This window comes from Martinezella sp. CNPSo 3795, assembly GCF_057784475.1.
On the sequence record NZ_JBXSOQ010000010.1, the window covers coordinates 1 to 23,745 of the forward strand.

The 23,745-nt window shown below is 60.1% G+C and carries 24 protein-coding genes and 1 pseudogene; 8 read left to right on the top strand and 17 right to left on the bottom strand.

The window, feature by feature from the left end; genetic code table 11:
- From AC13QY_RS23810 to traC, 3 genes and pseudogenes are all read right to left on the bottom strand, one after another.
- Positions 1-201, bottom strand: a pseudogene (locus AC13QY_RS23810) (Ti-type conjugative transfer system protein TraG); the annotation flags it as partial.
- Positions 191-403, bottom strand: coding sequence for a type IV conjugative transfer system coupling protein TraD (gene traD, locus AC13QY_RS23815; RefSeq protein WP_488493963.1), 213 nt, complete (start codon positions 401-403; stop codon positions 191-193). The pseudogene AC13QY_RS23810 and the gene traD, both read right to left, overlap by 11 nt.
- Before the next feature lie 4 nt (positions 404-407).
- Positions 408-704: a conjugal transfer protein TraC gene (gene traC, locus AC13QY_RS23820; protein WP_488493964.1), complete on the bottom strand. Its 297-nt coding sequence runs from the start codon at positions 702-704 to the stop codon at positions 408-410.
- A gap of 255 nt (positions 705-959) precedes the next feature.
- Between traC and traA the strand changes: the two genes are divergently transcribed.
- The 4 genes from traA to AC13QY_RS23840 are packed head-to-tail and all read left to right on the top strand — an operon-like array spanning position 960 to position 6,602.
- Positions 960-4,271 (top strand): Ti-type conjugative transfer relaxase TraA, encoded by a 3,312-nt coding sequence (gene traA, locus AC13QY_RS23825; protein WP_488493965.1) that lies wholly within the window; start codon positions 960-962, stop codon positions 4,269-4,271.
- Positions 4,268-4,834 carry a conjugative transfer signal peptidase TraF gene (gene traF, locus AC13QY_RS23830; protein WP_488493966.1) on the top strand — a complete coding sequence of 189 codons (567 nt, stop codon included), beginning with the start codon at positions 4,268-4,270 and terminating at the stop codon, positions 4,832-4,834. The genes traA and traF overlap by 4 nt, the downstream gene beginning before the upstream one ends.
- Positions 4,824-5,981 carry a conjugal transfer protein TraB gene (locus AC13QY_RS23835; RefSeq protein WP_488493967.1) on the top strand — a complete coding sequence of 386 codons (1,158 nt, stop codon included), beginning with the start codon at positions 4,824-4,826 and terminating at the stop codon, positions 5,979-5,981. Before traF ends, AC13QY_RS23835 begins: the two co-directional genes overlap by 11 nt.
- 15 nt (positions 5,982-5,996) lie before the next feature.
- Entirely contained in the window at positions 5,997-6,602 is a 606-nt protein-coding gene (locus AC13QY_RS23840) for a TraH family protein (RefSeq protein ID WP_488493968.1), read from the top strand.
- A gap of 82 nt (positions 6,603-6,684) precedes the next feature.
- Here AC13QY_RS23840 and AC13QY_RS23845 read toward each other — a convergent pair whose 3' ends face one another.
- On the bottom strand, positions 6,685-7,908 hold the full coding sequence (locus AC13QY_RS23845; protein ID WP_488493969.1) for an ATP-binding protein: 1,224 nt from the start codon (positions 7,906-7,908) through the stop codon (positions 6,685-6,687).
- 449 nt (positions 7,909-8,357) lie between these two features.
- Between AC13QY_RS23845 and AC13QY_RS23850 the strand changes: the two genes are divergently transcribed.
- Positions 8,358-8,675: a transcriptional repressor TraM gene (locus AC13QY_RS23850; protein WP_488493970.1), complete on the top strand. Its 318-nt coding sequence runs from the start codon at positions 8,358-8,360 to the stop codon at positions 8,673-8,675.
- Between the two features lie 7 nt (positions 8,676-8,682).
- On the opposite strand, the gene AC13QY_RS23855 is transcribed toward AC13QY_RS23850, so the two are convergent.
- From AC13QY_RS23855 to traI, 13 genes are all read right to left on the bottom strand, one after another.
- A complete protein-coding gene (locus AC13QY_RS23855) occupies positions 8,683-9,384 on the bottom strand; it encodes an autoinducer binding domain-containing protein (protein WP_488493971.1) in 702 nt (233 codons plus the stop codon).
- Between the two features lie 186 nt (positions 9,385-9,570).
- Entirely contained in the window at positions 9,571-10,872 is a 1,302-nt protein-coding gene (gene trbI, locus AC13QY_RS23860; RefSeq protein WP_488493972.1) for an IncP-type conjugal transfer protein TrbI, read from the bottom strand.
- Between the two features lie 11 nt (positions 10,873-10,883).
- Positions 10,884-11,321: a conjugal transfer protein TrbH gene (trbH, locus tag AC13QY_RS23865; RefSeq protein ID WP_488493973.1), complete on the bottom strand. Its 438-nt coding sequence runs from the start codon at positions 11,319-11,321 to the stop codon at positions 10,884-10,886.
- Between the two features lie 2 nt (positions 11,322-11,323).
- Positions 11,324-12,136 (bottom strand): P-type conjugative transfer protein TrbG, encoded by an 813-nt coding sequence (gene trbG, locus AC13QY_RS23870; protein ID WP_488493974.1) that lies wholly within the window; start codon positions 12,134-12,136, stop codon positions 11,324-11,326.
- Positions 12,137-12,151: 15 nt separating this feature from the next.
- Positions 12,152-12,814: a conjugal transfer protein TrbF gene (locus AC13QY_RS23875; protein ID WP_488493975.1), complete on the bottom strand. Its 663-nt coding sequence runs from the start codon at positions 12,812-12,814 to the stop codon at positions 12,152-12,154.
- 24 nt (positions 12,815-12,838) lie between these two features.
- Positions 12,839-14,011: a P-type conjugative transfer protein TrbL gene (gene trbL, locus AC13QY_RS23880; RefSeq protein ID WP_488493976.1), complete on the bottom strand. Its 1,173-nt coding sequence runs from the start codon at positions 14,009-14,011 to the stop codon at positions 12,839-12,841.
- Positions 14,005-14,205, bottom strand: a complete 201-nt coding sequence (gene trbK / locus AC13QY_RS23885; RefSeq protein WP_488493977.1) for an entry exclusion protein TrbK — start codon at positions 14,203-14,205, stop codon at positions 14,005-14,007. The genes trbL and trbK overlap by 7 nt, the downstream gene beginning before the upstream one ends.
- The gene (trbJ, locus tag AC13QY_RS23890) at positions 14,202-15,005 is read right to left on the bottom strand and encodes a P-type conjugative transfer protein TrbJ (RefSeq protein WP_488493978.1); all 804 of its coding nucleotides are present in this window, start codon (positions 15,003-15,005) and stop codon (positions 14,202-14,204) included. The genes trbK and trbJ overlap by 4 nt, the downstream gene beginning before the upstream one ends.
- Positions 14,977-17,433 carry a conjugal transfer protein TrbE gene (locus tag AC13QY_RS23895; RefSeq protein ID WP_488493979.1) on the bottom strand — a complete coding sequence of 819 codons (2,457 nt, stop codon included), beginning with the start codon at positions 17,431-17,433 and terminating at the stop codon, positions 14,977-14,979. Before AC13QY_RS23895 ends, trbJ begins: the two co-directional genes overlap by 29 nt.
- A 9-nt stretch (positions 17,434-17,442) precedes the next feature.
- On the bottom strand, positions 17,443-17,742 hold the full coding sequence (locus AC13QY_RS23900; protein WP_488493980.1) for a conjugal transfer protein TrbD: 300 nt from the start codon (positions 17,740-17,742) through the stop codon (positions 17,443-17,445).
- A complete protein-coding gene (locus tag AC13QY_RS23905) occupies positions 17,735-18,115 on the bottom strand; it encodes a TrbC/VirB2 family protein (protein WP_488493981.1) in 381 nt (126 codons plus the stop codon). Before AC13QY_RS23905 ends, AC13QY_RS23900 begins: the two co-directional genes overlap by 8 nt.
- Entirely contained in the window at positions 18,105-19,076 is a 972-nt protein-coding gene (gene trbB, locus AC13QY_RS23910) for a P-type conjugative transfer ATPase TrbB (protein ID WP_488493982.1), read from the bottom strand. The genes AC13QY_RS23905 and trbB overlap by 11 nt, the downstream gene beginning before the upstream one ends.
- A gap of 3 nt (positions 19,077-19,079) precedes the next feature.
- On the bottom strand, positions 19,080-19,703 hold the full coding sequence (gene traI / locus AC13QY_RS23915; RefSeq protein WP_488493983.1) for an acyl-homoserine-lactone synthase: 624 nt from the start codon (positions 19,701-19,703) through the stop codon (positions 19,080-19,082).
- Positions 19,704-20,069: 366 nt separating this feature from the next.
- On the opposite strand from traI, the gene repA reads away from it, so the two are divergent.
- From repA to repC, 3 genes are all read left to right on the top strand, one after another.
- Positions 20,070-21,266, top strand: a complete 1,197-nt coding sequence (gene repA, locus AC13QY_RS23920; RefSeq protein ID WP_132589814.1) for a plasmid partitioning protein RepA — start codon at positions 20,070-20,072, stop codon at positions 21,264-21,266.
- Between the two features lie 123 nt (positions 21,267-21,389).
- Entirely contained in the window at positions 21,390-22,346 is a 957-nt protein-coding gene (repB, locus tag AC13QY_RS23925) for a plasmid partitioning protein RepB (RefSeq protein WP_488493984.1), read from the top strand.
- A 173-nt stretch (positions 22,347-22,519) separates the two neighbouring features.
- Entirely contained in the window at positions 22,520-23,737 is a 1,218-nt protein-coding gene (repC, locus tag AC13QY_RS23930) for a plasmid replication protein RepC (protein WP_488493985.1), read from the top strand.
- Positions 23,738-23,745: the final 8 nt, after the last annotated feature.

Sequence of the window (23,745 nt, forward strand, 5' to 3'; positions counted from 1 at the left end):
CGCAGAGGCGAAGAGGAAGACGATGCCAAGAGTTGCAGCGAGCGCATATGGCAAGGCGATGGCGGCACGGCCGAGCATGAGCTTGCCGGCTTCCGATTTTCCGAAACCCGAGAGCCAATGCTCGCCGCCGCTGGTCACAATGGTCGCCACGATCATGGACATGAGCGGGACGAGAAACAGTGCGAACTTCTTAAGTGTCATCGCCGAACGCCTCCGCACCGATCGTCATCAGCCGCTGGCGTTCCCCAGCGTCATCACCGAGCCTTCGCTTGAGCTCGATCAGTGCACCGAGGAGGAGTGCACGCTTCTCGTATCTGAGACCGGCTTTGACGATCAGCCCGCCGAGTTCGATCTTCTCCCGCGTGTCCTTCTTTCGGGCGTCGGAGGTGGAGGTGCGTGCCATTCGCTCAAGTCTCAGCAGTGCCGCTCGCAGCCGCGCCAGGCGTGATCGGCGCGATGTCGGCCGTGCTCGAGCCGCCTGCACTTGCCCTCTCCCTCCCGTTCGATCCTCCCTTGCCTCCGCGAAACCGCTTGGCCAGGTCCTCAAAGGCCGCCTGAAGTTGCGCCTCGTCGATTTCGATCTCGCCTAGTCCGGCTTTCAGCGCGATGCGACCGATGCGCTCGGCCTCGCGGGTTTCGGCGACTTTGAGCTGTTCCTGCAGCTTGGCGATTTCGTCGCGGATCTTGGAGGATGGTCTCTTCATTTTCCGGTGGTCCTTTCACGGTTTCCGACTTCGAACCACGTGACAGTCCCATGAGATCGGCGTGCCGATCTACTAACAGAAATGCGAGTTGGCGCAGCCAACGCCTTTGAGCATCATCCCGGCCGTTCCGAAGGAGCGGATCCGAAGGGCGCAATTATACGTCGCTGATGCGACGCTTTGCTTTCTGCCCCTGGCGGCGCCTGCCGCTTCCAACGAACCTGTTGATTTTGTTCGCAATCGGGAAAGAACTCCGCCGTGGCCGTCCCTCACTTCTCCGTCAGCGTCGTTGCCCGTGGCTCCGGCCGCAGCGCGGTTCTGTCGGCGGCCTACCGGCATTGCGCCAAGATGGACTTTGCGCGGGAAGCGCGCACGATCGACTACACCCGCAAGCAGGGACTGCTCCACGAAGAGTTTGTCATCCCGGCCGACGCTCCTCACTGGCTGCGCTCGATGATCGCCGACCGCTCGGTCTCGGGCGCATCCGAGGCCTTCTGGAACAAGGTCGAGGCCTTCGAAAAGCGGTCGGACGCGCAACTCGCCAAAGACGTCACCATCGCGCTGCCGCTGGAACTCACTGCCCAGCAGAACATCGCGCTGATGAGGGATTTCGTCGAACGGCAAATCACCTCGAAAGGCATGGTTGCCGACTGGGTCTATCACGACGCGCCGGGCAATCCGCACGTCCACCTCATGACCACCTTGCGGCCGCTGACAGAAGACGGTTTCGGCGCCAAGAAGGTCGCGGTGCTTGGACCAGATGGCAAACCGGTTCGCAACGATGCCGGAAAAATCGTCTACGAACTTTGGGCCGGCAGCCTTGATGATTTCAATGCGTTTCGTGACGGCTGGTTTGCTTGCCAGAACCGCCACCTGGCGCTTGCCGGCCTCGACCTTCGTGTCGATGGGCGGTCGTTTGAAAAGCGAGGGATCGAGCTGGAACCGACCATCCATCTCGGTGTCGGTACCAAGGCGATTGAGCGGAAATCTGCCGGCGCCCGGGAGGATATTTCACTCGAGCGGCTCGAACAGCAGGAAGCGCGAAGAGCCGAAAACGCGAGGCGGATCGAACGAAGTCCCAAGATCGTCCTGGACCTGATCACGCGCGAGAAAAGCGTCTTCGACGAGCGTGATGTCGCCAAGATCCTGTACCGCTACATCGACGATCCCGGCCTCTTCCAGGATCTCATGGTTCGGATTCTCCTGTGCCCCGAGACCTTGCGGATCGAACGGGAGCGCGTCGACTTCGCGACCGGCTCAAGCGTTCCCGCTAAATACACGACCCGCGACATGATCCGGCTGGAATCGGAGATGGCCAATCGTGCCATCTGGCTTTCGCAGCGATCGTCGCATGGTGTTCGGCAAGCGGTACTGGCGGCGACCTTCGGGGGCCATGAGCGTCTGTCGGAAGAGCAGAAAACCGCGATCGAACATGTTGCGGGGCGTGAGCGGATCGCCGCAGTCATCGGCCGCGCCGGCGCCGGCAAGACTACAATGATGAAGGCCGCACGCGAGGCCTGGGAAGCGGCCGGCTACCGGGTCGTCGGCGCAGCCCTCGCCGGCAAGGCAGCCGAAGGCCTGGAGAAGGAAGCGGGCATTGTCTCGCGCACGCTGGCGTCCTGGGAGCTGCGTTGGAATGAGGGGCGCAATCAACTTGATAACAAGACTGTCTTCGTCCTGGACGAGGCTGGCATGGTGTCGTCGCGGCAGATGGCGCTCTTCGTCGAAGCAGTGACCAAGGCAGGCGCCAAGCTCGTTCTCATCGGCGATCCCGAACAGCTTCAGCCGATCGAAGCAGGAGCCGCCTTCCGCGCGATTGCCGATCGCATCGGCTATGCCGAACTCGAAACCATTTACCGCCAGCGCCAGCAATGGATGCGCGACGCCTCGCTCGACCTGGCGCGCGGCAAGATCGGAAAGGCAGTCGACGCCTACCGTGCCAACGGCAAGGTGATAGGTTCGGATCTGAAGGCGGATGCCGTCGACAATCTGATCGCCGCCTGGGATCGCGATTACGATCCGGCAAAGACGTCGCTGATCCTCGCTCATCTGCGCCGCGACGTTCGCATGCTGAATCAGATGGCCCGCATCAAACTCATCGAACGCGGCGTACTCGACCAAGGATGCATGTTCAAGACCGAGGACGGCGAACGGAATTTCGCAGTCGGTGATCAAATCGTGTTCCTCAAGAACGAGGCATCGCTCGGCGTCAAGAACGGCATGCTGGCGAGGGTCGTTGAAGCAGCTCCCGGCCGCATCGTTGCCGAGACTGGTGAGGGCGGACACCGCCGTCAGGTCGTCGTCGAGCAGCGCTTCTACAGCAACGTCGATCATGGCTATGCCACGACGATCCATAAGAGCCAGGGCGCCACCGTTGATCGTGTCAAGGTGCTGGCCTCGCTCTCGCTCGACCGGCATTTGACCTATGTCGCGATGACCCGTCACCGCGAGGATCTCAGCGTCTATTACGGCCGCAGATCCTTCGCCAAGGCCGGTGGGCTCGTGCCGGTCCTCTCGCGCAGAAATGCGAAGGAAACGACCCTCGACTACGCCGGCGGTCCCTTCTATCGCCAGGCACTTCGTTTCGCCGAGGCCCGCGGCCTCCATCTCGTCAACGCCGCCCGAACCCTGGTTCGCGATCGGCTTGAGTGGACGGTTCGGCAGAAGCAGGTGCTCAAGGATCTGGCGAGCCGGCTTGCGGCTGTCGCAGCCAGGATCGGCCTCTTCGCCCCGGCGTCCCAAACTCACCGTCCCGATACAGGCAAGGAGGCAAAGCCGATGGTGTCCGGTATCACGAACTTCCCCAAGTCGGTCGAGCAATCCGCCGAAGACAAGCTCTCGTCCGATCCAGGTCTGAAGCGGCAATGGGAGGATGTTTCGACGCGGTTCCAGCTTGTCTATGCCCACCCTGAGGCAGCGTTCAAAGCTGTCAATGTCGACGTCATGCTCAAGGACAAGGCGAGTGCCGCCGCCACGCTGTTCAAGATCGCAAACGAGCCGGAAACCTTCGGAGCGATCAAGGGGAAGACGGGCATTCTCGCCGGCAAGGCCGATAAGCAGGATCGCGAGACCGCTCTCCTCAACGTGCCCGCACTTGCCCGCAATCTGGAGCGCTTCCTTGAAATGCGTGCGGAGGCCGAGCGCAAGCATCAGACCGAAGAGCGGGCGGCAAGGTTGAAGGTTTCCATCGACATCCCCGCGCTCTCGCCGAGCGCCAAGACGGTGCTCGAGCGAGTGCGCGACGCGATCGACCGGAATGACCTTCCGTCTGGGCTGGAATATGCGCTTTCAGACAAGATGGTGAAGGCGGAACTCGAGGGCTTTGCCAAGGCCGTCGCTGAACGGTTCGGCGAGCGTACCTTCCTGGGGGTTGCGGCGAAAGACGCGAGCGGCGAGACCTTCAAGACGATTACCGCGAGCATGAGCCCCGGTCAGAAGGCGGAGGTCCAGTCAGCGTGGAGCCTGATGCGCGCAGTGCAGAAACTCAGTGCGCATGAGCGAACCGTCGAAGCCCTGAAACAAGCCGAGACGATGCGCCAGGCCAAGGGCCAGGGGATGTCGCTGAAATGAACATGCCTCGCATGAAAATGGCGCCGGAGCGGCGACCGTACACACGGCTCCTTCGGTCCACGGCGTCGGTCACAGCAGCGCTTCTCGGTGCAATCGTCACTGCTGGGCTTGGTGGCTACCGGATCAATTTCACGCCGAGCGAACCGCTCGGTCTCTGGCGTATCATCAAGCTGGATCGTGCAGCCGATGTCGGCGATCTCGTCTTCATTTGCCCGCCTCGAACGGCAGCCATGCAGGAGGCGCTCAGTCGGGGTTATCTGCGCTCCGGGTTTTGCCCGGGCGGCGTTGCGCCGCTGATCAAAACGGTGATCGCCGTCGCCGGCCAGCGGATCGAGGTCGCAGCAAGCGTTCGCATCGATGGGCGTGACGTTGGTCGATCGACGCTTGTAGACCGGGACGGAGAGGGACGGCCGTTGACGCCGTTCGGAGGCGGGATCGTGCCGGCGGGTAGCGTCTTCCTGCACTCGGCTTTCGCCGGCTCCTACGACTCCCGCTATTTCGGTCCCGTTGCCGCTTCCGGTATCCTTGGCTTGGCGCAAGAGGTTCTGACCTATGAGCCGTGATCATCGCGAACCAACGCTGCTGATCATTGCTGCGATGGTCGCCGGGACAATCGGATGGAGTGGTCATGTCTTGCTGCTTCCGGCCGCGCTGGCATTCCCAATTCTGTGGGCGAGGTCGAAAACGAGATCAGTGGCTGCGCTGGTTTCCGCCGGATATTTTCTGGCAGCATCTCGGGGTCTGCCGCAGGGTGTCGCAACCTTCTATTCATCGGACCTCTGGCCCGGTCTGCTACTATGGTTGTGTGCGTCGGTGAGTTTTGTTGGCGTGCATGCGGTGCTCTGGACGAAGAGCTCCGGTGCTCGCCCGTTTCGCTATCTTGTGGCCGCTGTCCTAATGACCGTTCCACCCTTCGGAATCACCGGCTGGGCACATCCTGTGACATCCGCCGGCGTCGTCTTTCCCGAATGGGGATGGTGGGGAATGGTAGCGATCACAGCCGGCCTCATGGGCCTCGTAACCCGCATGTGGCCGGCTGTCGCCATCGCCCTCGCAGGCTTTTGGCTGTGGTCCGCCGCCTTCTGGACCGATCCGAAACTACCGGAGGGCTGGCAGGGCGTCGATCTCGAAATGGCCTCTTCGCTGGGTCGGGACGCCAGCATGCAGCGCCACCGTGATCTGATTGCCACGGTGAAGGATCGTGGAGCTGGCCAAACGATCGTGCTGCCCGAGAGCGCCCTGGGCTTCTGGACGCCGACGGTCGAACGGCTTTGGGCCGAAGCTCTTCGGGGCACGGAGATTTCGGTGGTCGCCGGCGCCGCCGGCGTCGATGCCGACGGGTATGACAATGTGCTCGTCGTCGTCTCTGCCGCCGGCAGCAAGATCCTCTATCGCGAGCGGATGCCGGTCCCAGGCTCGATGTGGCAGCCATGGCGGTCGTGGCGACGTGAGACCGGCGGCGCCCGGGCGCATTTCTTCGCCAATCCGACGGCGGTTATCGGTGATCACCAGGTCGGGCCTCTGATTTGCTACGAGCAGCTGATCGTCTGGCCGATCCTGCAATCGATGTTCCACGACCCGGATTTTATCGTGGCGGTCGGCAATGGATGGTGGACTAGCGGGACATCCATTGTCGCGATCCAACGGGCGAGCGCCATCGCCTGGGCAAAGCTCTTCGCAAAACCGCTTGTTCTTGCATTCAACACCTGAAATTTTGGAGACGTCATGCTGGACGCTGCCCTGATCAAAGAATGCGCCGAACCTCCCCTGAAGCCGGCGATTGTCGAGCAATTCGTCAATGCTGTCGGGTCTCCCGACCCCCTCGCCATAACGGTGAAATCAGGCGGGCGACTGCTCCTCGTTCCGAAGGCGAGGTCGGCCAGCGAGGCGATGGAGATCATTCGGCAGAATGTCGGGCATGCGGTGGTTCGGGTTGGCTTGACACAGTTTCCGGCGGGTGTCGGCGCCAGGGACGCCTCCGAGCTGAAACCCGACCTCGTCGAGCCATGTGCCAACCTCCGCATGGGAACGGCGATGTTCGCCAAGATCCTCCGGATTGTGACCAAATGGTACGGAAACCCCAAGAGCGCGGAAGTCTTCCCTCAGATATTCGATGACGCCGTCTATGCCTGGAAGACGGGCGAGTTTGAAGGAGAGAGCGTGTTTCAGGCGGAGGATCCGGGCGGCGCGGTAGCCGAGCAGCCCAACGGTGCCGTCGAGCGCGATGCGTCGACGCCGGCCGATCAACCTGTCGAGCCAGCCGCGTCAGCCCAATCGAACGTGCAGGACGCTGGCATCCGGGTCGATCTTTCGAGGATCGGAAACAAGTAGGCCGCGGTATTCGGCGGTGGTGCGGAAGTCGGGATCCCGCATGTGATCGGGGCTGGGCCGGGTGAAAAGGATTCGAAGCGCGCTAATGCCACAATGCCGAAATTGGCACGGCGGACAGGCGTTCTCCGAAAGGGATCACCCTGTCATGGTCGTACAAGACGATACCCGAAACAAACCGTTCTCCGGATGCTTCGGCCAAAATTCGCAATCCCGAAAAATCGGAACTCGAGACGGTTGCTGCCGCTTTTATCTCGATACCGACGACCCTCCCTTTTCTGTCTTCGATGACGATATCGACTTCGTTCTGCTGCTTGTCGCGAAAGTGCGAAAACTCGAAGCGACTGTGTGCAGCGCTGGCGAGTTTAAGAATCTCGCCAAAAACGAAAGTCTCCAGCAGCGCCCCGAACTGCCCCCTGTCGTCCCGGAGACGCTCAAGCGAGAGGTCCCGAAGAGATGCGAGAAGACCAGAATCGAGGAAATGTATTTTCGGCGTCTTCGTCAGGCGTTTCAGTTTGTTGGAAAACCAGGGTTGCACGGTTCGGGCCAGGAACAGGCTCTCGAAGATGCCGACATATTTTTGAGTTGTGATGTGGTTCATCCCGATGGCGGCGCCAATCCCGGAATAGTTCACGAGTTGTCCCGAATGCTCTGCCAGAATGCGCAGCAGGCGCGGCATTTGAGCAATCTGCTCGACTTGAGCGACATCGCGAACGTCGCGTTGAACGATCGCATTGATATAGTCTGCATACCAGTCCTGCCTGCGACTCAAGGTTTTGCGGCCCAATGCCTCGGGATATCCCCCGGCCAGAACTGCAGCCATCAGGTCGTCGCCGACGATTGGTTCTCCGGCTTTGGCTTCGTTTCGGAAGGCGTCGACCAAAAAGCTTCCGCCGCCAGTTCTGATTTCGCTTTGGGCGAGCGGCAGCAATCGGACGACCTCCATGCGCCCTGCCAGCGAGTCCGCCACGCGTGGCAGCGTCATGAGGTTGGCTGAGCCGGTCAGGAGGAAACGCCCTGGACGCTGGTCGGTATCCACGCTTTCCTTGATCGCCAGCAGCAGCTCGGGAGCGCGCTGAATTTCATCGATGATGGCACGGTCCATACCTCTCACAAAGCCAACTGGATCCTGCCGGGCTGCCTCCAGGGTCGTCGCATTGTCAAGCGTGTAATACTCCATCCCCTCGTTGGCCATCTTCTTGGCCAACGTCGTTTTGCCTGATTGTCTCGGACCCACAATCAATACGACTCGCGTGTCTGACATGGCGTCGGCTACGCGTTGCTCGACAAGCCTTGGATACAGCGCCACAGCTTCATTCCTTCGATGACTGTTTGAAACTATCTTGATGACCGATTGAAAGTCAAGATGCGACCATTTGAAAGCAGAGTCGCGGCCGATTGAAAGTATGAGTCCGCGAACGCCCTTATCTCACGGTGCTGACCTTTGTCCCAAGGCTAAGGACAGACAGTAGCTAGGCCGCACCCGAGGGCTGGCGCTTCCCGTACAGAATACCTATAGAGGAGTCAGGGCGACCAACGTATCGCCCCGGGGCGTAGAAACCCCGAACACAGCGGCAGATGTCGGCCGCAACGATATCGGATCCTCTGGCTTTCGGCCGGGGGCCTGTGACGTATGTCCAGGCACTCGTGCTAAAGGTCGCAGGGGCCGACTGTGTTCGGTTTTCTAACCCCCGGTCAGGGGTCAAAGGATGACTTTGCGAGGACGTATCGCAAAACACGGGGTTAGGTGTGATTGTGGTGGACACGAACTATGATGAAGCTGTGTCGGAAAGCAAGTTAGTTCTAAGGCCGCTCATCGGCCTGATGGATGGCCTCAGGCCCGACGAAATCGAGCGGTTCGTCGTCGAAGAAATCGAGAAGCATCGCCGTCTGCGCGACGAGGCGGTCCGGATCGAATCCTCTCTGGACTCGGAGACGGATCAAACCGAGCTCACGGAAAACAGGCGGGCGTACATTTCCGCGATGGTCGCCGTCCACGCACAGCAGACGGTGGTCTCAACACTTCTCGACGTGCTCGGCTACATTCCCGAAATTCCAAGGTCGACGCCTCACTGAGCTTTCGTCAGATCAAGCCGAACTCTTTCGCCAACGCAGTCGCCTGTGGAAGCGTCGAGGCGCCGAGCGCGCTCTTGGCGTTGCGTAGGAAGAAGCAGACGTTTGCGTAAGTCGTGTTTTCGATGATGGCGATGGCCTTCATCGATTTGCCTTCGGCAGACCATCTGAGACACGTCAGTTCGTCGGATTTCAGACGGATGTTGCTGCGACGCGTAGGCCGCAACCGCATCAGCTCTAAGCGGGAATGCACTTGACCGAAGGACGCAGCGGCGCCGACCGGATTGAGGACCTGCGCCTCGGCGAAGTCCACTTCGCTCGATGCAAGCGTGAGCATCGCCATCCTTCCGAAGCCGGTCTTGATGGGAACTGTAATCCCCGACCGAATGCCGAACTCAGCGGCCTCGCCGAAGAACTTTCGACGCTCCTTGCTCGTCCGGCCGGTTGCGACGTTCGACCAGGCAAAGGCTTCCTTGCGATCTCTGGCGGTTCGAATGACGGGATCGATCTCCGCATAGCAAAGATCGAAATACCGCTGTTGCCATTCTTCCGGATAGTTGGAAACAGCCGTCTGTGTTTCCGCCTGTAAACTGAGATAGGCGTAAGCATTGAAGCCCGCTTCATAGGTCAACCTTTGAAGTGTCGACCTGACGGCGGGCTCGTCGTGCGCAATGGCAACTTGCTCGCTCAAACGCTCAAACCACTGATTCAATTAAGGCCTCCAAGCAAACGGACGCGATGCGTCAAATTCCTGCTCGGCAGCTTACGTGCGCGTGGAGCGCAGATGATTCAAGTGCAGCAAAACTAAAAAGTTGACCGCAGTTAGAAAGAATCTCCCTATGTGTGGTTGACGCATCACAGAAAATACACGCACGAGAATCGACGGGCCGCCGGCGGCTCAGCGCGGCGTGTAGGCCGAAGGAAAAATGATATCCTGATCAACCAGAACATTGAAACGATAGCCCGGTCGAATGTTGATGGTCGGCTGCACATTGAGGTTCTTCGAAATCGTCTCCTCGGCGACGCGGCCGAAGCTCTCGGCGAAGTTCCGTCGTGCTGCATCCGACGCTGTATCCTGTGTCGCAAGCGTCGAGCTCTGCGGCATCGACATATCGATCCCCGTGCCGATCAGTGCGACAAGCGCGGCCGAACTCCACGTGCGCCAGAGGTGCCGATCGACCTTATCCTTGAAGCCCCCATATCCTTCCGCATCCGTACCGGCCATGCCGCTGATCTGAAGCGTGGAGCCATTCGGGAAGATGAGGTCGGTCCAGACGACCAGCACCCGCTCCTGACCGAACGACACCTTGGAATCATAGCGGCCGAAGAGCTTGGCGCCCTGTGGAATGAGCAGCCGGTAGCCGGTGGCGCTGTCATAGACATTCTGGCTAACCTGCGCCGTGATCCGCCCGGGGAGATCGGAGTTCAAGCCAGTGATGAGGTTTGCAGGAATGACTGATCCGCGCTTCAGCTCGTAAGGGGAGAACTGGGGAACGACCTTGTTCTGCAGATAGCCGAGGTCCTTGATGTCCTGGTTGAAGAAATCCTCCTTCGACGACTGGCCGTTTTGATCGACGTTCTGCCCCATGAGTCCGGATTTCATGGCGGCAGCATAGAGATCCGAGGCGTTGTTGGTTGCCGCTGTCGTCGTCTGCCGGCCCTTGTCTGTGGAATTGCTGGCGGCCTTCTCGGCATCTGAGATATCGACTTTCAACGGCGAGTCCAAAGCAGTTGCCCGGGCCTGCAGCCGGGCCATGCGCTGGCGCTGAGCCTCGCGGATGTATTGCTCGTCCTGCTCTCGCTTCAGCCGAGCCTTCCATTCCTCTTCGGACTCGAGCTGTGAGCGTCGTTCTTGCCGCTCGATGGGCCGGCGGTCGACCACGGGGGTTTCCTTCTCGACCTTCTGTTCGGCGGCGGGCGTTGGCTGGAAGGCTTCGCGCTCCACTGGCTCGCCGATGATGCCGTCGCTGACGCCGCGCTTGAGCTGGTCGCCGAAGTTTGTTGCCGGCGAATTCGATGCGCTGTCGATATCGTTGCTGCGATTGAACCCCAAGCCGCGCCACGACAATCCGATCACGACGACGCCAACGAACAGCGCGACAATGACGATGGCGATGATGATCGGCAGCCGATTGAGGCGGCGCATACCGTTCTGATCGTCGGCCTGATTGGAGGCGCCGAGCTGGAGAGACTGGACCATTCTCGCCTCCTTCAATTGCGCCGCAGGATGGAGAGCGGGCTTGCCGGCGTGGCGCCGGCCGCCGATGTCGCATAGGCCCGTCCGAGTGCCACCGATGGCGTCGAGAGCCTTGCAAGCACCTGACCGTCTGCGCCATCGATCGAATAGGCGAGCTCGACCGGTTTGATGTCCTTGCCGACCTTGCCGTCGGTGATCACCGTGTAGCCCCAACCCTTCAGGGCCGCTTCGAGTGCCATCGCGAAATCGGAGGAGTCTTTGTCCATTTTGAGCGTCGTCGTGCCGGCGGGGCCGATCTGCTCGGCGAGCCGGCTTGCTATGTCACCGGCAATGGCACTGGCAGCCGGGCCTGTAACAGCGACCGGCGTGGAACTGGTGGTCAATCCGTCCTCGGCCGTTTGGCAGCCGGCAAGAACAGTGGCCGCAATGATGAAGACGACAAGCTTGCGCATGGTTAGCCTCCCCGCCGGATGGTGATTTTCTGCTGGCGCCAGCCAACACCGGACACGAGGATCGCCTTGTCGACCGCGCAGTCGACGATCATCATGTCGTTTTTCATCCGGTAATTGACGATGCGGTTCTGGCCGCCGGAGACGACGAACAGCACCGGCGCATCCTGCCCGGAAATCGATTTCGAAAACTGAATGTAGGTCTTAGCACCGTCAGAATAGACGCGCTTCGGTCGCCAGGGCGCGCTGCCGCTGATCGAATACGAAAAATTTAGTTTGTCAGGCGCGGTCCCCGGAATACCACCGGTTTCGAGTCGCGCATTGATATCGGCGAGCTTGGTCGAGACGTCCTCCGGATATTCGAAGCCGACACGGGCCATGTATTGGCTCGGATGGGACTTGAGTTGGATGTGATAGGTGCGCCTCGAGGTCGTCACCACCATCGAAGTGACGAGACCGGGTTCCGATGGCTTGACAATCAGGTGGATCGCCTGGCCGCCGGTGGCGCCTGATGTCGCCGGCTCGACCTTCCAGCGTACGGTGTCGCCGACCATGACATCGCGGACGATCTCTCCACCCTGCAATTCGATATCGCAGACCTGCAGCGGCGAGCAGACGACGGAGGGCTGCATTTCGCCGTAGAGGAAAATAACCTTCCCGTCCGGTCCCGTGGTCACGAGGCCCGGTGTTCCCCGCCACTTGCTCGACAGCTTCATGCCTTTGACCTCGTTGCTCGTCATGCTCTGCGCGTGGACGCCACCCACAAAGACGAGTCCGGCCAAGCAGCCGGCGGCTGCCATCAATCCTGTTCTGTGCATTGGAAATTCCTGCCCTTAAAGCTGTGCTGTCCAGTCGAAATCCCGGACGTAGAGACCGATGGGATTGAGGCGGATGGTCGCCTCGTCCTGCGGCGCGGTGAGCGCCACAGTCGCAATCCCGCGGAACCGCCGCGTGCCGGTTTCCTTGCCCTTGCGATCCCGTTCGTATTCGGTCCAGTCGATCTGATAGGTCTGGTTGGAGAGCGCCACGATGTTGTTGACTTCGATGGCGACCGTCGCGGTCTTCGCCTTCTCAAACGGCGAGTTGGTGCGAAACCACGAATTGATTTTTTCGGTGGAAGGGTCAGATGTGCGCAACAGGGCGTAGGTCCGGTCGATATACTGCTTCTGCACCACGGCGTCGGGCGTGATCGAACGGAAGCTCGTCACGAAATTTCCGAGCGTGGAGCGCACCACCCGCACGTCCGCATATTCGATCTGTTCGGGGAAACCGGCGGTTACCGCCGTGCCCAGTTTATCGACCTGAACGATGTAGGGCACGAGCTTGACCTGGGTGCTCAGATACATCGAATATGCGAAGCCGATGACCGCCATGGTGAGGCCCAGAATGCCGACGACCCGCCACGCGGCCGCCGCCTGCACATAGGAGCCATATCGCTCGCTCCACTCCTGGCGTGCGGCAAGATAAGGGTTTTCGGGGGTGCCGTTCACTGCCATCGATCCATCACTTTCTGATTGCTGTTAGTCTTTGCGCTCGGGTGGCGGGTTTGGCCCGCTGTGGCCGCCGCGGCTCTGATCGAGCTTGGCGTTGGCGAGCCCGAGGATCGATCCCGCATAGGCGCCGGGAGAGCCGATCGCCTTCTCCTTCGCCGCGGACCCGGCAGCTTTGCCCACCGATCCGATACCAGCCCCGATGCCTCGAAGAGCGGCGCCCGCAACGGAGGAACCGGCTGCGCGTGCCGCTTGCCCGGCTGCGAAACCCGCGCTTGCAGCGCCGCCCGCAAGAAACCCGGCTCCCGCGCCCAACGAGGCCGCCTGCCCGCCGTGGCGGATCGCCTCCATGCCTCCGGAAACCGAAGCTCCCTGAACAACGCCTTGGATGATGTTCGGCACATACATGGCGATGATGAACACCACGACAGAGATGCCGGCGATCGCCAGGGTCGTGACGAACTGATCCGAAGACGCCGTCGGCGCGTTCGCGAGCCCCAGCAGCACCTGCGACCCAATCTTGGCGATCATCACCAAAGCCATCAGTTTCATGCCGACGCTGAAGGCGTAGACGAGATAGCGGACCGCGAAGTCCTTCGTGAACGATGAGCCGCCCAGCCCGAGCATGATCATGCCGGCGAGCAGGCCGACATACATCTCAACCATGACCGCCACGAAGATCGCCGCGACAAGCGAAAAGCAGATGACGACGACGCACATTGCAAGCACCGCCGCGATCGCCAGCGCGTTGTCCTCGAACACACCGAACTGGGCTTGCTGCGACATCTGCGATGCCACCCGAATGCCGGCGTCGAAGATTTCGGCGGGCGACGCCGAACCGCCGCCGGCGCCGATCTGGAAAAGGCTGTCGACCACCGCGCGCGCGAAGGTCGGGCCTTGCGTGAGGACGAAAGCGAAAAACCCGATGAACATGATCCGCCGGACAAGCTCTGCGAACCAGGAGTCAAGCGATGCGGCCTGGATTGCGAGCCAGACGGCTGCAATACCGACCTCGATGGTGGCCAGGATCCAGAACAGCGACTTCGCCGCGTCCATGATGGTCCTTTCCCATCCTTTCGCGGCTGTCGAAACCTGGTTCTCCAGTTCAGTGAGGACCTGTCCTTCCTGCGCGAAAGCGGGTGCAACGAAGACGACGGCCACGAGTCCCGCGATAAGGAAAGTACGTGCAGTGAACTTCACCATCTCGGGCGCATCTCCTGGCCCTCTTTGACCGGCGGCAGTTCCCTGCTCGAGCCGAAGAATTTTTCCCGTGCCGCCCGCTGTTCCTCGGTGAGCGAAGGCTTGCCCGCGTCTCTGAAGTTGATGATCAGCACCGTGGCTGCAGACGATGCAGCAGCGGCAAGGGCGATCAGGGCGATAATGATTGCGCGGCTCACCAGCGAGGCTCCATCTTCTGACCTTCCGGAACGGTTTTGACCTCGGCTTTGAAGAACTTTTCGCGCCGCGCCTGCGCCAGATCCTTGTCGGTCTGCTCCGTCTGCAGCCAGGTGCCCATCATGGTCATTTGCTGCGAAACGAGACCGCGGAGCTTCTGGGTCTGCGCCACCTGTTGCGCAGCGATCTCATGCCCCACCTGCAGGGCTTTCATCTGCCCGTCGGCCGTCTCCGACATCGACCGAAGCGAGGACATGGTGCTTTCCTCGCTGTCGAACTGATCAGCCGTGAGGCTTGCCGCCTTCAGCGTGCTGGCGATCGTGTCGCGGTTGGTGTCCGACCAGGTTTGATAGGTCGAGGAGAATGTTTCGTTGTTTGGCAGATTGGTCTGCAGCGTCGAATAGCTCTGGAATCGCTGCTGCAATACGTCGTCCGCATTGCCCATGGAGAATGCGATGCTCTGGCCCCGATCGACGATGCTGCGGAGCTGATCGAGGTCACGCTCGACCTGCCCCCACATATGTGACGGAAGGGTAGCCGTATTCTGCAGCAAGTTCTGATAGATGTTGAGCTGTGTCTCGATCTGCTGTGCCAGCTGATTGATCTGAGTGAGCTGATTTTGGATCTGCTCGCCGGATTTTCCGACGAGGGCAACCAGCTCGCCATTGTTCAACACCTGCGTCCATTCGGTCGCCGCACCTGTTGCGGTACCGGCGCTGGCCGGCGAGGTACTTCCGATCGCCAAGGCGATGGCCGCAAGACCTGCGACCAATTTATTCGACGTTGAGCAGCGATGCGGCATCGTAAACTCCTCTCATCTGAAGCCAGTGGATCGGCCAGTCGCGGCCGTGTTCGGAATGGAGCGCACGGATGCGCTTCAGGTCTTCCTTGCCGGATGCTCCGACGAAGCTGAGCGCCAGCGGGCCGAGCGCCATGTCGAACAGCCTCCGGCCTTCGGGGCTGACGACGTAGTATTCCCGCTTGGGAACGGCGTTCGAAACGATCTCGACCTGGCGCGCATTGAACCCGATCCGCTCATAGAACTCGCGTGTCCCGGGTTCGCGGGCAGCGCCGTTCGGAAGGCAGATCTTCGTCGGGCAGGATTCCTTCAGCACGTCGATGATCCCCGAGCGCTCGGCGTCCGAGATTGATTGTGTGGCAAGCACGACCGCGCAATTGGCCTTGCGCAGCACCTTCAGCCACTCACGGATCTTGCTTCTGAACACCGGGTGGCCAAGCATTAGCCAGGCCTCGTCGAGCACGATCAGGCTCGGCGAGCCGTCGAGGCGTTTTTCTATCCGCCGGAACAGATAGGTGAGCACGGGCACGAGATTGCGCTCGCCCATATTCATCAGCTGCTCGATCTCGAAGGTCTGGAAGGCGCCGAGTGCCAGCCCATCCTCCTCGGCGTCGAGAAGCTGCCCCATCGGCCCGTCGACGGTATAGTGATGAAGCGCGTCCTTGATCTCGCGCATCTGCACGCCGCTCACGAAATCCGACAGCGATCGGCCGGGCGCGGTGGACATGAGCGCGACCTGGCGGGAGATGGCGTTACGATGGTCGGGCGTGATCGTGACGCCCTGCAGCGCGACCAGCATCTCGACCCACTCCGTAGCCCAGGCCCGATCCGCATCGGTTGAAAGGTCCGAGAGCGGGCAGAAGGCCAGGGCCTTCCCCTCCTCCGCAATGTCGCCGCCGATCTCGTAATGATCGCCGCCGGCAGCCAGCGTCAGAGGCAGGAGCGAGTTTCCCTTGTCGAAGGCGAAGATCTGGGCGTGCTCGTAGCGCCGGAACTGCGCGGCGATCAGCGCCAGAAGCGTCGACTTGCCCGAGCCGGTCGGCCCGAAGATCAAAGTATGGCCAACGTCATCGACATGCAGGTTGAGCCGGAACGGCGTCGAGCCGCTCGCGACCTGCAGCAGCGGTGGGGAGTTCACCGGATAGAAGGGGCAAGGCGCGACCGGATTGCCCGACCACACCGAGTTCAACGGGATCAGGTCCGCAAGATTGCTGGTGTTGATCAGCGGCTCGCGGATATTGGCGTACCAGTTGCCGGGCAGACTGCCGAGATAGGCGTCTGTCGCGTTCAGCGTTTCGATCCGCGCGCCGAACCCCTCAGCCTGGATCAATCTGCGGATTGCCTCGGCCTTTTCCTGCAGGGCTTCGCGGTCCTGATCGAACAGGACAATGACGGGCGTGTAGTAGCCATAGGCGACGAGCTGCGACGACGCCTGCGCGATGGCATCTTCCGTCTCCGCGACCATCGTCATGGCGTCCTGATCGACCGATCGGCTTTGCGTTTGGAAAAGCTGATCGAAGAACGGCCTCACCTTCTGCTGCCATTTCTTGCGGGTGCGCTCCAGTTTCTGACGCGCCTCTTGCGCATCGAGAAAGATGAAGCGCGATGACCATCGATAAGTGAGCGGCATCAGGTCGAGGCTATTGAGGATCCCGGGCCAGCTCTCGGCTGCAAGCCCGTCAATTGCCACCACGGCCAGGAACCGGTTCTCGACCTTCGGCGTCAGCCCGTGCTCAAGTTCGGCCGTGGCAACCCAGTCGAGATACATGGGAGCGTTGGGAAGTCGGATTGGGTGGTTCTCGCCGGTGATGCAGAAGCGGACGAACTGCAGCAGTTCGTCATAGCGCGCTACGCGCTCGCCTCCCCTCTCGCGCACCTCCCGCGTCTCCATCCGCCGGATCGAAACGGTATTGGCGAGATACTGCTCGATCTCGCGGATCGCGTTCCTGAAGATGAACAGCACCGTGTCCGCATAGGTCTTCTTGCGGCTGTCCTCGTCGGAGTAGATGTATTTGCTCAAAGCCGTCTTTTTGGATTCAAGCGGCCGATGGGTCAGGATCAGCGCGTGCTTGCTCTCGAAATGTCCCCGCTCGCGCTCGAAATGCGCCCGGCGCTCCGCGTCGATCGCGCGCGTCACGGCATCGGGGAAATGGCAGCGATCTTCCGACGGATAGTCGAATGTTGGGATACGAACTGCCTCGACCTGGATCATCCAGCCGCTACCAAGCCGCGACAGGATGGCGTTGATCTGACGTGACAGTTCGTTGCGCTCAAGGTCGGTAGCGCTTTCGGAATCCGGCCCCGCAAAATACCAGCCGGCCATCAGGCTGCCGTCCTTCAGCAGGATCACGCCGTTATCGACCAGGCCGGCATAGGGAACGAGATCGGCGAACGATGGGCCGGTGGCCCGGAAGCGTTTGAGAGCGACCATTCCTTCCCCTCAATATCGGCGCCACGGAGACGTGGTCGCTTTGTAGTAATGCCCGTAGGAGATGTGCCGGATATAGACCTGCCGCATGAGTGGATCGGACTTCGCCATCATCCGAAGCAGCCCGACAATGACGATCCAGACGGCGACGCCGAAGAGTGCCGAGTAGAGGGTCAGCACCACGAAAATCAGGATGACGGCGGCGAGGCCCGTCAGCAGCACAAGTTCCCGGTCGGCGCCCATCAGCAGGTTCGGCCGCGACAGCGCGCGATGAATGCGGCTGCGCTGTAGTCCGGACAAGGACTCAGCCATGAGCCCCCTCCCCTTCGCTGTTTTGGTCGATGGACGTTGCCTGCTCGTCGTAGACCCCGATCGAGGCGCCCGTGGCGCCGAACAGACCAACGATGTTGGTGGCGCCGAGCAGAATGCCGGCGACAAGCACGACATACACGAGCCTCCGCGCGAAATCGTTCAACTCACCGCCAAAAATCAGCATGCCGCCGGCGATCGCCACCGCGGCCAGCGCAATCGCGCCGGCGACCGGACCGGTTATCGATTCCTGGATTTGCTGCAGCGGTCCTTCCCAGGGAAGACTGCCGCCGGAGCTGGCCAAGGCCGGCGATGCCGTCACGACCACGCCGACGGCCACGAGACCGATATATTGAAGAGACCGGTTAAGCTGCATCGCGTGCGTCCTCTGCATAGGGTTCGACTTGGTACTGTCCGCCGGCAAAGCGGCTGACATGGAGGATTTCCGTGACCCGCCGCCCCTTGGGTGTCCTCTCGATGAAGATGATGAGATCCACTGCGTCGCCGATCACGGCCTGCATAGGCTGCTGGCTTGCCTCGGCGGTAAGCTGCTCGAGGCGCTGCAAGGCGGAGCGCGCCGTGTTTGAATGGACGGTGGCGATCCCGCCGGGATGGCCGGTGTTCCACGCTTTCAGGAGCGTGAGTGCCGCGCCGTCGCGAACCTCGCCGACGATGATACGGTCTGGTCGAAGCCGCATCGTGCTTTTGAGCAGGCGAGACATGTCGACGGTGTCGCTCGTGTGCAGGCAGACGGCGTTGTCAGCGGCACACTGGATTTCTGCCGTATCCTCAAGAATGACCAACCTGTCGTCGGGAGTCTGAAGAACAATCTCCCCCAGGATCGCATTTGTCAGCGTCGTCTTGCCCGAGCCGGTCCCGCCGGCAACAACGATGTTCAGCTTCGAAGCGACCGCGCTCCGAATGACTTTTGCCTGCTCGGCCGTCATCGTGTTGCTCGCAACATAGTCGTCGAGCGGGATAAGCCGTGACGCGCGCCGGCGAATTGTAAAGGACGGACCGGCGACCACAGGCGGCAACAGACCTTCGAACCGATGGCCGCCGATCGGAAGCTCCCCCGAAACGATGGGACTTTCATCGTCGACCTCGGAGTTGAGAACATGAGCAACGCTGCCGATCACGGTCTCGGCCGCCGCTCGCTGCATCTCCCCTGCGGCAGCCATGCCGTGTCCCAGCCGTTCGATGAAGAGCTTTCCGTCCGGATTGAGCATGATCTCCACCACGCTTGGATCCTCAAGCGCCACGCAGAGATGATCGCCAAGGGCATTTTGGAGCTTGCTCACCAAACGCGGAAGAGAGCGATGTTGTGAGGGCATCATTTCTCACGCAGCCTTCTGGTGGGTCATGAACGAAGAGTGATAGTGTTGCGGCCGGAGGCGATCAAAGCTGGCTTGGTCGGCGGTCAGGACGCCAGCGACACTGTGTGTTTCATTGATCATCGTCGGGGAGCCGAGGCGGCGCATGGGCCAGCCGGCGCGCTTCAGGATACGCTCGAATCGGAGATCGGTCGCTGTGGCGATTTCTGTATAGCCGTTCAGCATGCACCATTCGACGATGCCGGCGAACATCGCCAAGGTCGTATTGTGGAGTGAGCTTGCCCCCCTCCCCTCGGCGAACGCGGTATCGACGCAAAATCGCGAGCTCTCGATCATGTGGTTATGTGAGAATAGCAGGCCGGTTTCGAGCAACTGCGGGAAAACAGTCTGCAGCATGGTCGTGCCCGTTGCAGGCAACAGCCGGGCGGATCCGACGACCTGCTGCTCTGGGGCAATTGCCAGTATGTAGGTCGGCGAGAGGGCATCGAACTCGTCGAACTCCCTGCCCTCGAAGCAGTGCACTTTCCAGGAAAGTCTCCCTCCAAACACCGTTGCACGAAGTTGGTGCATCTGGTCCAGGAGGTTCAAATCTTCGGGTGACTTTGCATTGCGGATTGCCTTTATATGCATTGACGAGCCTCTTGCCTGAATCAACGCAGGAGGTGTGCACGTGGGAGAGCCAGCGATCTACTCGCAGAAATGTTAGTACCGATTCGGCTCAATGGGTGATCGGGTCACCCGGACTCGCGGTGGTTGTCACGCTAGCTTACTAACAAAAGTGTTAGTAAGCACGATGAGGCGTGAGGCTGGTCCGGGATCTTAAGCCACAGGAATCAAAGCGAAATCGGTCGGTTTTCCGCTCACATCCTCTGAATCAGAAATCGCCGTTAAGTCTTTGTTAACCTAAAATTTCTTGCAACGCTGACCGGAATCGGGTGTTCTATCCACGGCAAAAAGCTGTGTTTACGAAAATTACCGTGTGTACGAGAGGGCGTCGTGGAGAATCCCGTTCAGCTTCAGAAAGCTATCCATAAACTGATAGCGGCGCATGCGCGAGATCTCTCGGGCGCGTTACACGAGCATCGTGTGAAGCTTTATCCGCCTGAAGCTCGCAAAACACTTCGGTCGTTTTCGTCTACCGAGGCGGCGAAGCTAATTGGCGTAAATGATGGCTATCTTCGTCATCTCTCCCTTGAGGGCAAAGGACCGCAGCCAGAGATCGGCAATAACAACCGCCGTTCTTACTCGGTTGAAACCATCCAGGCTCTTCGCGAATATCTTGACGAAAACGGCAAGGGCGACCGTCGCTATTCGCCAAGGCGTACGGGTCGGGAGCATCTGCAGGTCATAACTGCCGTTAATTTTAAGGGCGGGTCTGGGAAGACGACGACCGCGGCACACCTCGCCCAATATCTCGCGCTCAACGGCTACCGGGTTCTGGCCATCGACCTCGATCCCCAGGCCAGTATGTCTGCGCTCCATGGCTTCCAGCCAGAGTTCGATGTGGGAGACAACGAAACGCTCTATGGGGCTGTCAGGTATGACAGCGAGCGTCGACCCCTGAAGGAGGTCATCAAGAAGACTTATTTCACCAACCTCGACCTCGTGCCTGGCAATCTTGAGCTCATGGAATTTGAGCACGATACCGCTAAAGTGCTCGGTTCGAACGATCGGAAGAATATCTTCTTCACCCGCATGGACGACGCTATTTCGTCAGTGGCCGACGAGTATGATGTCGTCGTCGTGGATTGCCCACCACAGCTAGGCTTTCTGACAATTTCGGCCCTATGCGCTGCGACAGCCGTTCTTGTGACCGTCCACCCGCAGATGTTGGACGTGATGTCGATGTGTCAGTTTCTTTTGATGACCTCCGAGCTTCTGAGTGTTGTTGCCGATGCTGGCGGCAGCATGAACTACGATTGGATGCGGTATCTCGTAACCCGCTATGAGCCTGGCGATGGCCCGCAGAACCAGATGGTTTCGTTCATGCGAACCATGTTTGGTGATCATGTCCTCAACCATCCAATGCTCAAGAGCACGGCGATTTCCGACGCAGGGATCACCAAGCAGACTCTGTACGAGGTCAGCCGTGATCAGTTTACGAGAGCGACCTACGATCGGGCGATGGAATCGCTCGACAATGTGAACAACGAAATCGAGCAGTTGATCCAAACCTCTTGGGGGCGGAAGTAATGCAGACGGTAGCGCCCATCAGCTGTTGCATTGCTGAGAAGTTGCCAGCCGGAAACTTTGGGCCTAACGGCCTGGAAATACTAACTAGTTTCGCTCTTTCAGCTGCGAACAAAGGAGCAGAAAATGGCTAGAAAACACCTTCTCTCCGATCTCGCCGGCCCCAAATCCCATGCCGGAGACGCGGATGCCTCTGCCCAAGACAACATCACGCCGCAATACGCTCCGCGCGGGGCGATTGGCGCTGTTTCGCGCTCGATCGAGCTGTTGAAATCCCAATCGCTGACGGACCTTGATCCGGATCTCATCGATGCGCCGGCCGTTACCGATCGCCTTGATGAGGACGGAGAGCAGTTCGAGGAGTTCGCTCGAAACATCCGGGAAAACGGCCAGCAGGTTCCCATCCTCGTTCGACCTCACCCATCCATCGAAGGGCGCTATCAAATCGCCTATGGACGTCGACGACTCCGCGCGGTCAAGGCGGCAGGGCTTCGGATCAAAGCGGCAGTCAGGACCATGACTGACGATGAGCTGGTTTTGGCTCAGGGTCAGGAGAATAGTGCTCGACAGGATTTGTCGTTCATCGAGCGTGCGCTTTATGCAGCTGAACTCGAAGCAAAAGGATTTCAGCGGTCGGTCATCATGAGCGCGCTCGCCGTCGACAAGAGCAATCTGTCGCGCCTGATCCAGGCGGCGACGCAGCTGCCGACGGATATCATCCGCGGGATCGGTGCGGCTCCTAAAACTGGTCGGGACCGTTGGGGCGAGCTTGCCGCGCGGTTGGGCAAGGATGGGGCCGTCGCGACGGCGCAGGTGGTTCTGTCTGATGACGAAGTGAAAGCCCTCCCCTCAGACGAACGCTTTGCACGTGTCTTCGAAGCGGTAGCGCCGAGAAAGGCGAAGAAGGAAACGGTTCAGGCAGAGGTTTGGCAGGCCGACGATGGCGTCAAGGCTGCGACTTTCCGCCAGGACAAACGCACACTGACATTGATGATCGACAAAAAGGCTGCACCGGAATTCGGGGAATACCTGATGTCGGTGCTCCCTGAAATCTACGCGTCGTTCAAGAAAACGAAGCAGTAGGTCAAACGAAACGAGGAAAGGATCAATAGAGCAAAGAAAAAGCCCTCCGAAACGGTGTTCCAGAAGGCCTCTCTCAGTTTGGTCGCTTAGAGAATCGCACTTCCCGGAATCACAGTCAAGAGTCAACGCCACACCGGCGTAGCCTTTTCTTTGCCTTGTGAAAGGTGAAGGACATGGAAACGGGATATATCACGACGCCCTTCGGGCGGCGGCCGATGACGCTTGCCTTGGTGAAGCGTCAGGTGAAGACTGATCAGGAGATTTCAGAACGCCCTGTCGATAAGTGGCGCGTATTTCGCGATGTCGGCGATGCGCGCTCACGCCTTGGGCTTCAGGATCGGGCCTTGGCCGTCTTAAGTGCTCTCTTGTCATTTTACCCTGTCGCGGAGCTAAGCAGCGACAAGAACCTTATCGTCTTTCCCTCAAATGCTCAGCTGTCAGCCCGAGCAAATGGAATTGCTGGGACGACTCTACGCAAGTGCCTCGGCGCTCTCGTAGAAGCCGGCATTATCATTCGTAAGGATAGCCCAAATGGAAAGCGCTATGCTCGCAAGGACGATGAGGGCGACATTGAGGATGCATATGGGTTCAGCCTAGCGCCGCTTCTCGCACGCGCCCGCGAATTTGCTGCCCTCGCCCAGGAGGTCGCCGCCGAACAGCGCCGTTTCCGCGTCATGAAGGATCGTCTCACGATCGTCAGGCGGGATGTCCGAAAGTTGATCACGGTTGGGATCGAAGAGAACCTAGCGGGTGATTGGGCAGCAGCGGAAGCCTGTTTTATCGAGATCGTTGGAAGGTTCGCTCGGCGCCCAACTCTGCAGGACGTAATGGCCAGCCTCGATGAGCTGAGCCTCCTCCACGACGAAGTCTCCAGAATGTTGGAAACAAAGGAAGAAGCCGAAAAAAGTGATGGCAATGCCATCGCAGACGGATGCCACATACAGAATTCAAATACCGAATCTTGCTATGAACTTGAACCTCGCTTCGAAATAAAGCAGGGCGAAAAGTCCGAGCCAAACAAACAACCGAAGCAAAAAGGCGAACCGGAGGTTTTCCCATTATCGATGGTGCTGCGGGCGTGCCCTGAGATTGTGCCGTTCGGGCCGGGCGGGTTAATCGGAAACTGGCGCGAAATGATGTCAGCCGCGGTCACCGTCCGGCAAATGCTGGGTGTCAGCCCGTCAGCTTACGAGGAAGCGTGCGAAGTCCTGGGGCAGGCGGGAGCGGCGATCGCGGTGGCTTGCATCCATGAGCGGGCAGGGCATATCAGCTCAGCTGGCGGCTATCTTCGCGATCTAACTGCGAAGGCGCGGCGAGGGGAGTTTTCGCTCGGACCCATGCTTTTTGCCGCCCTACGAGCCAGGGGTATGGCAACACGCGTTTCCGCGTGACGGATGAT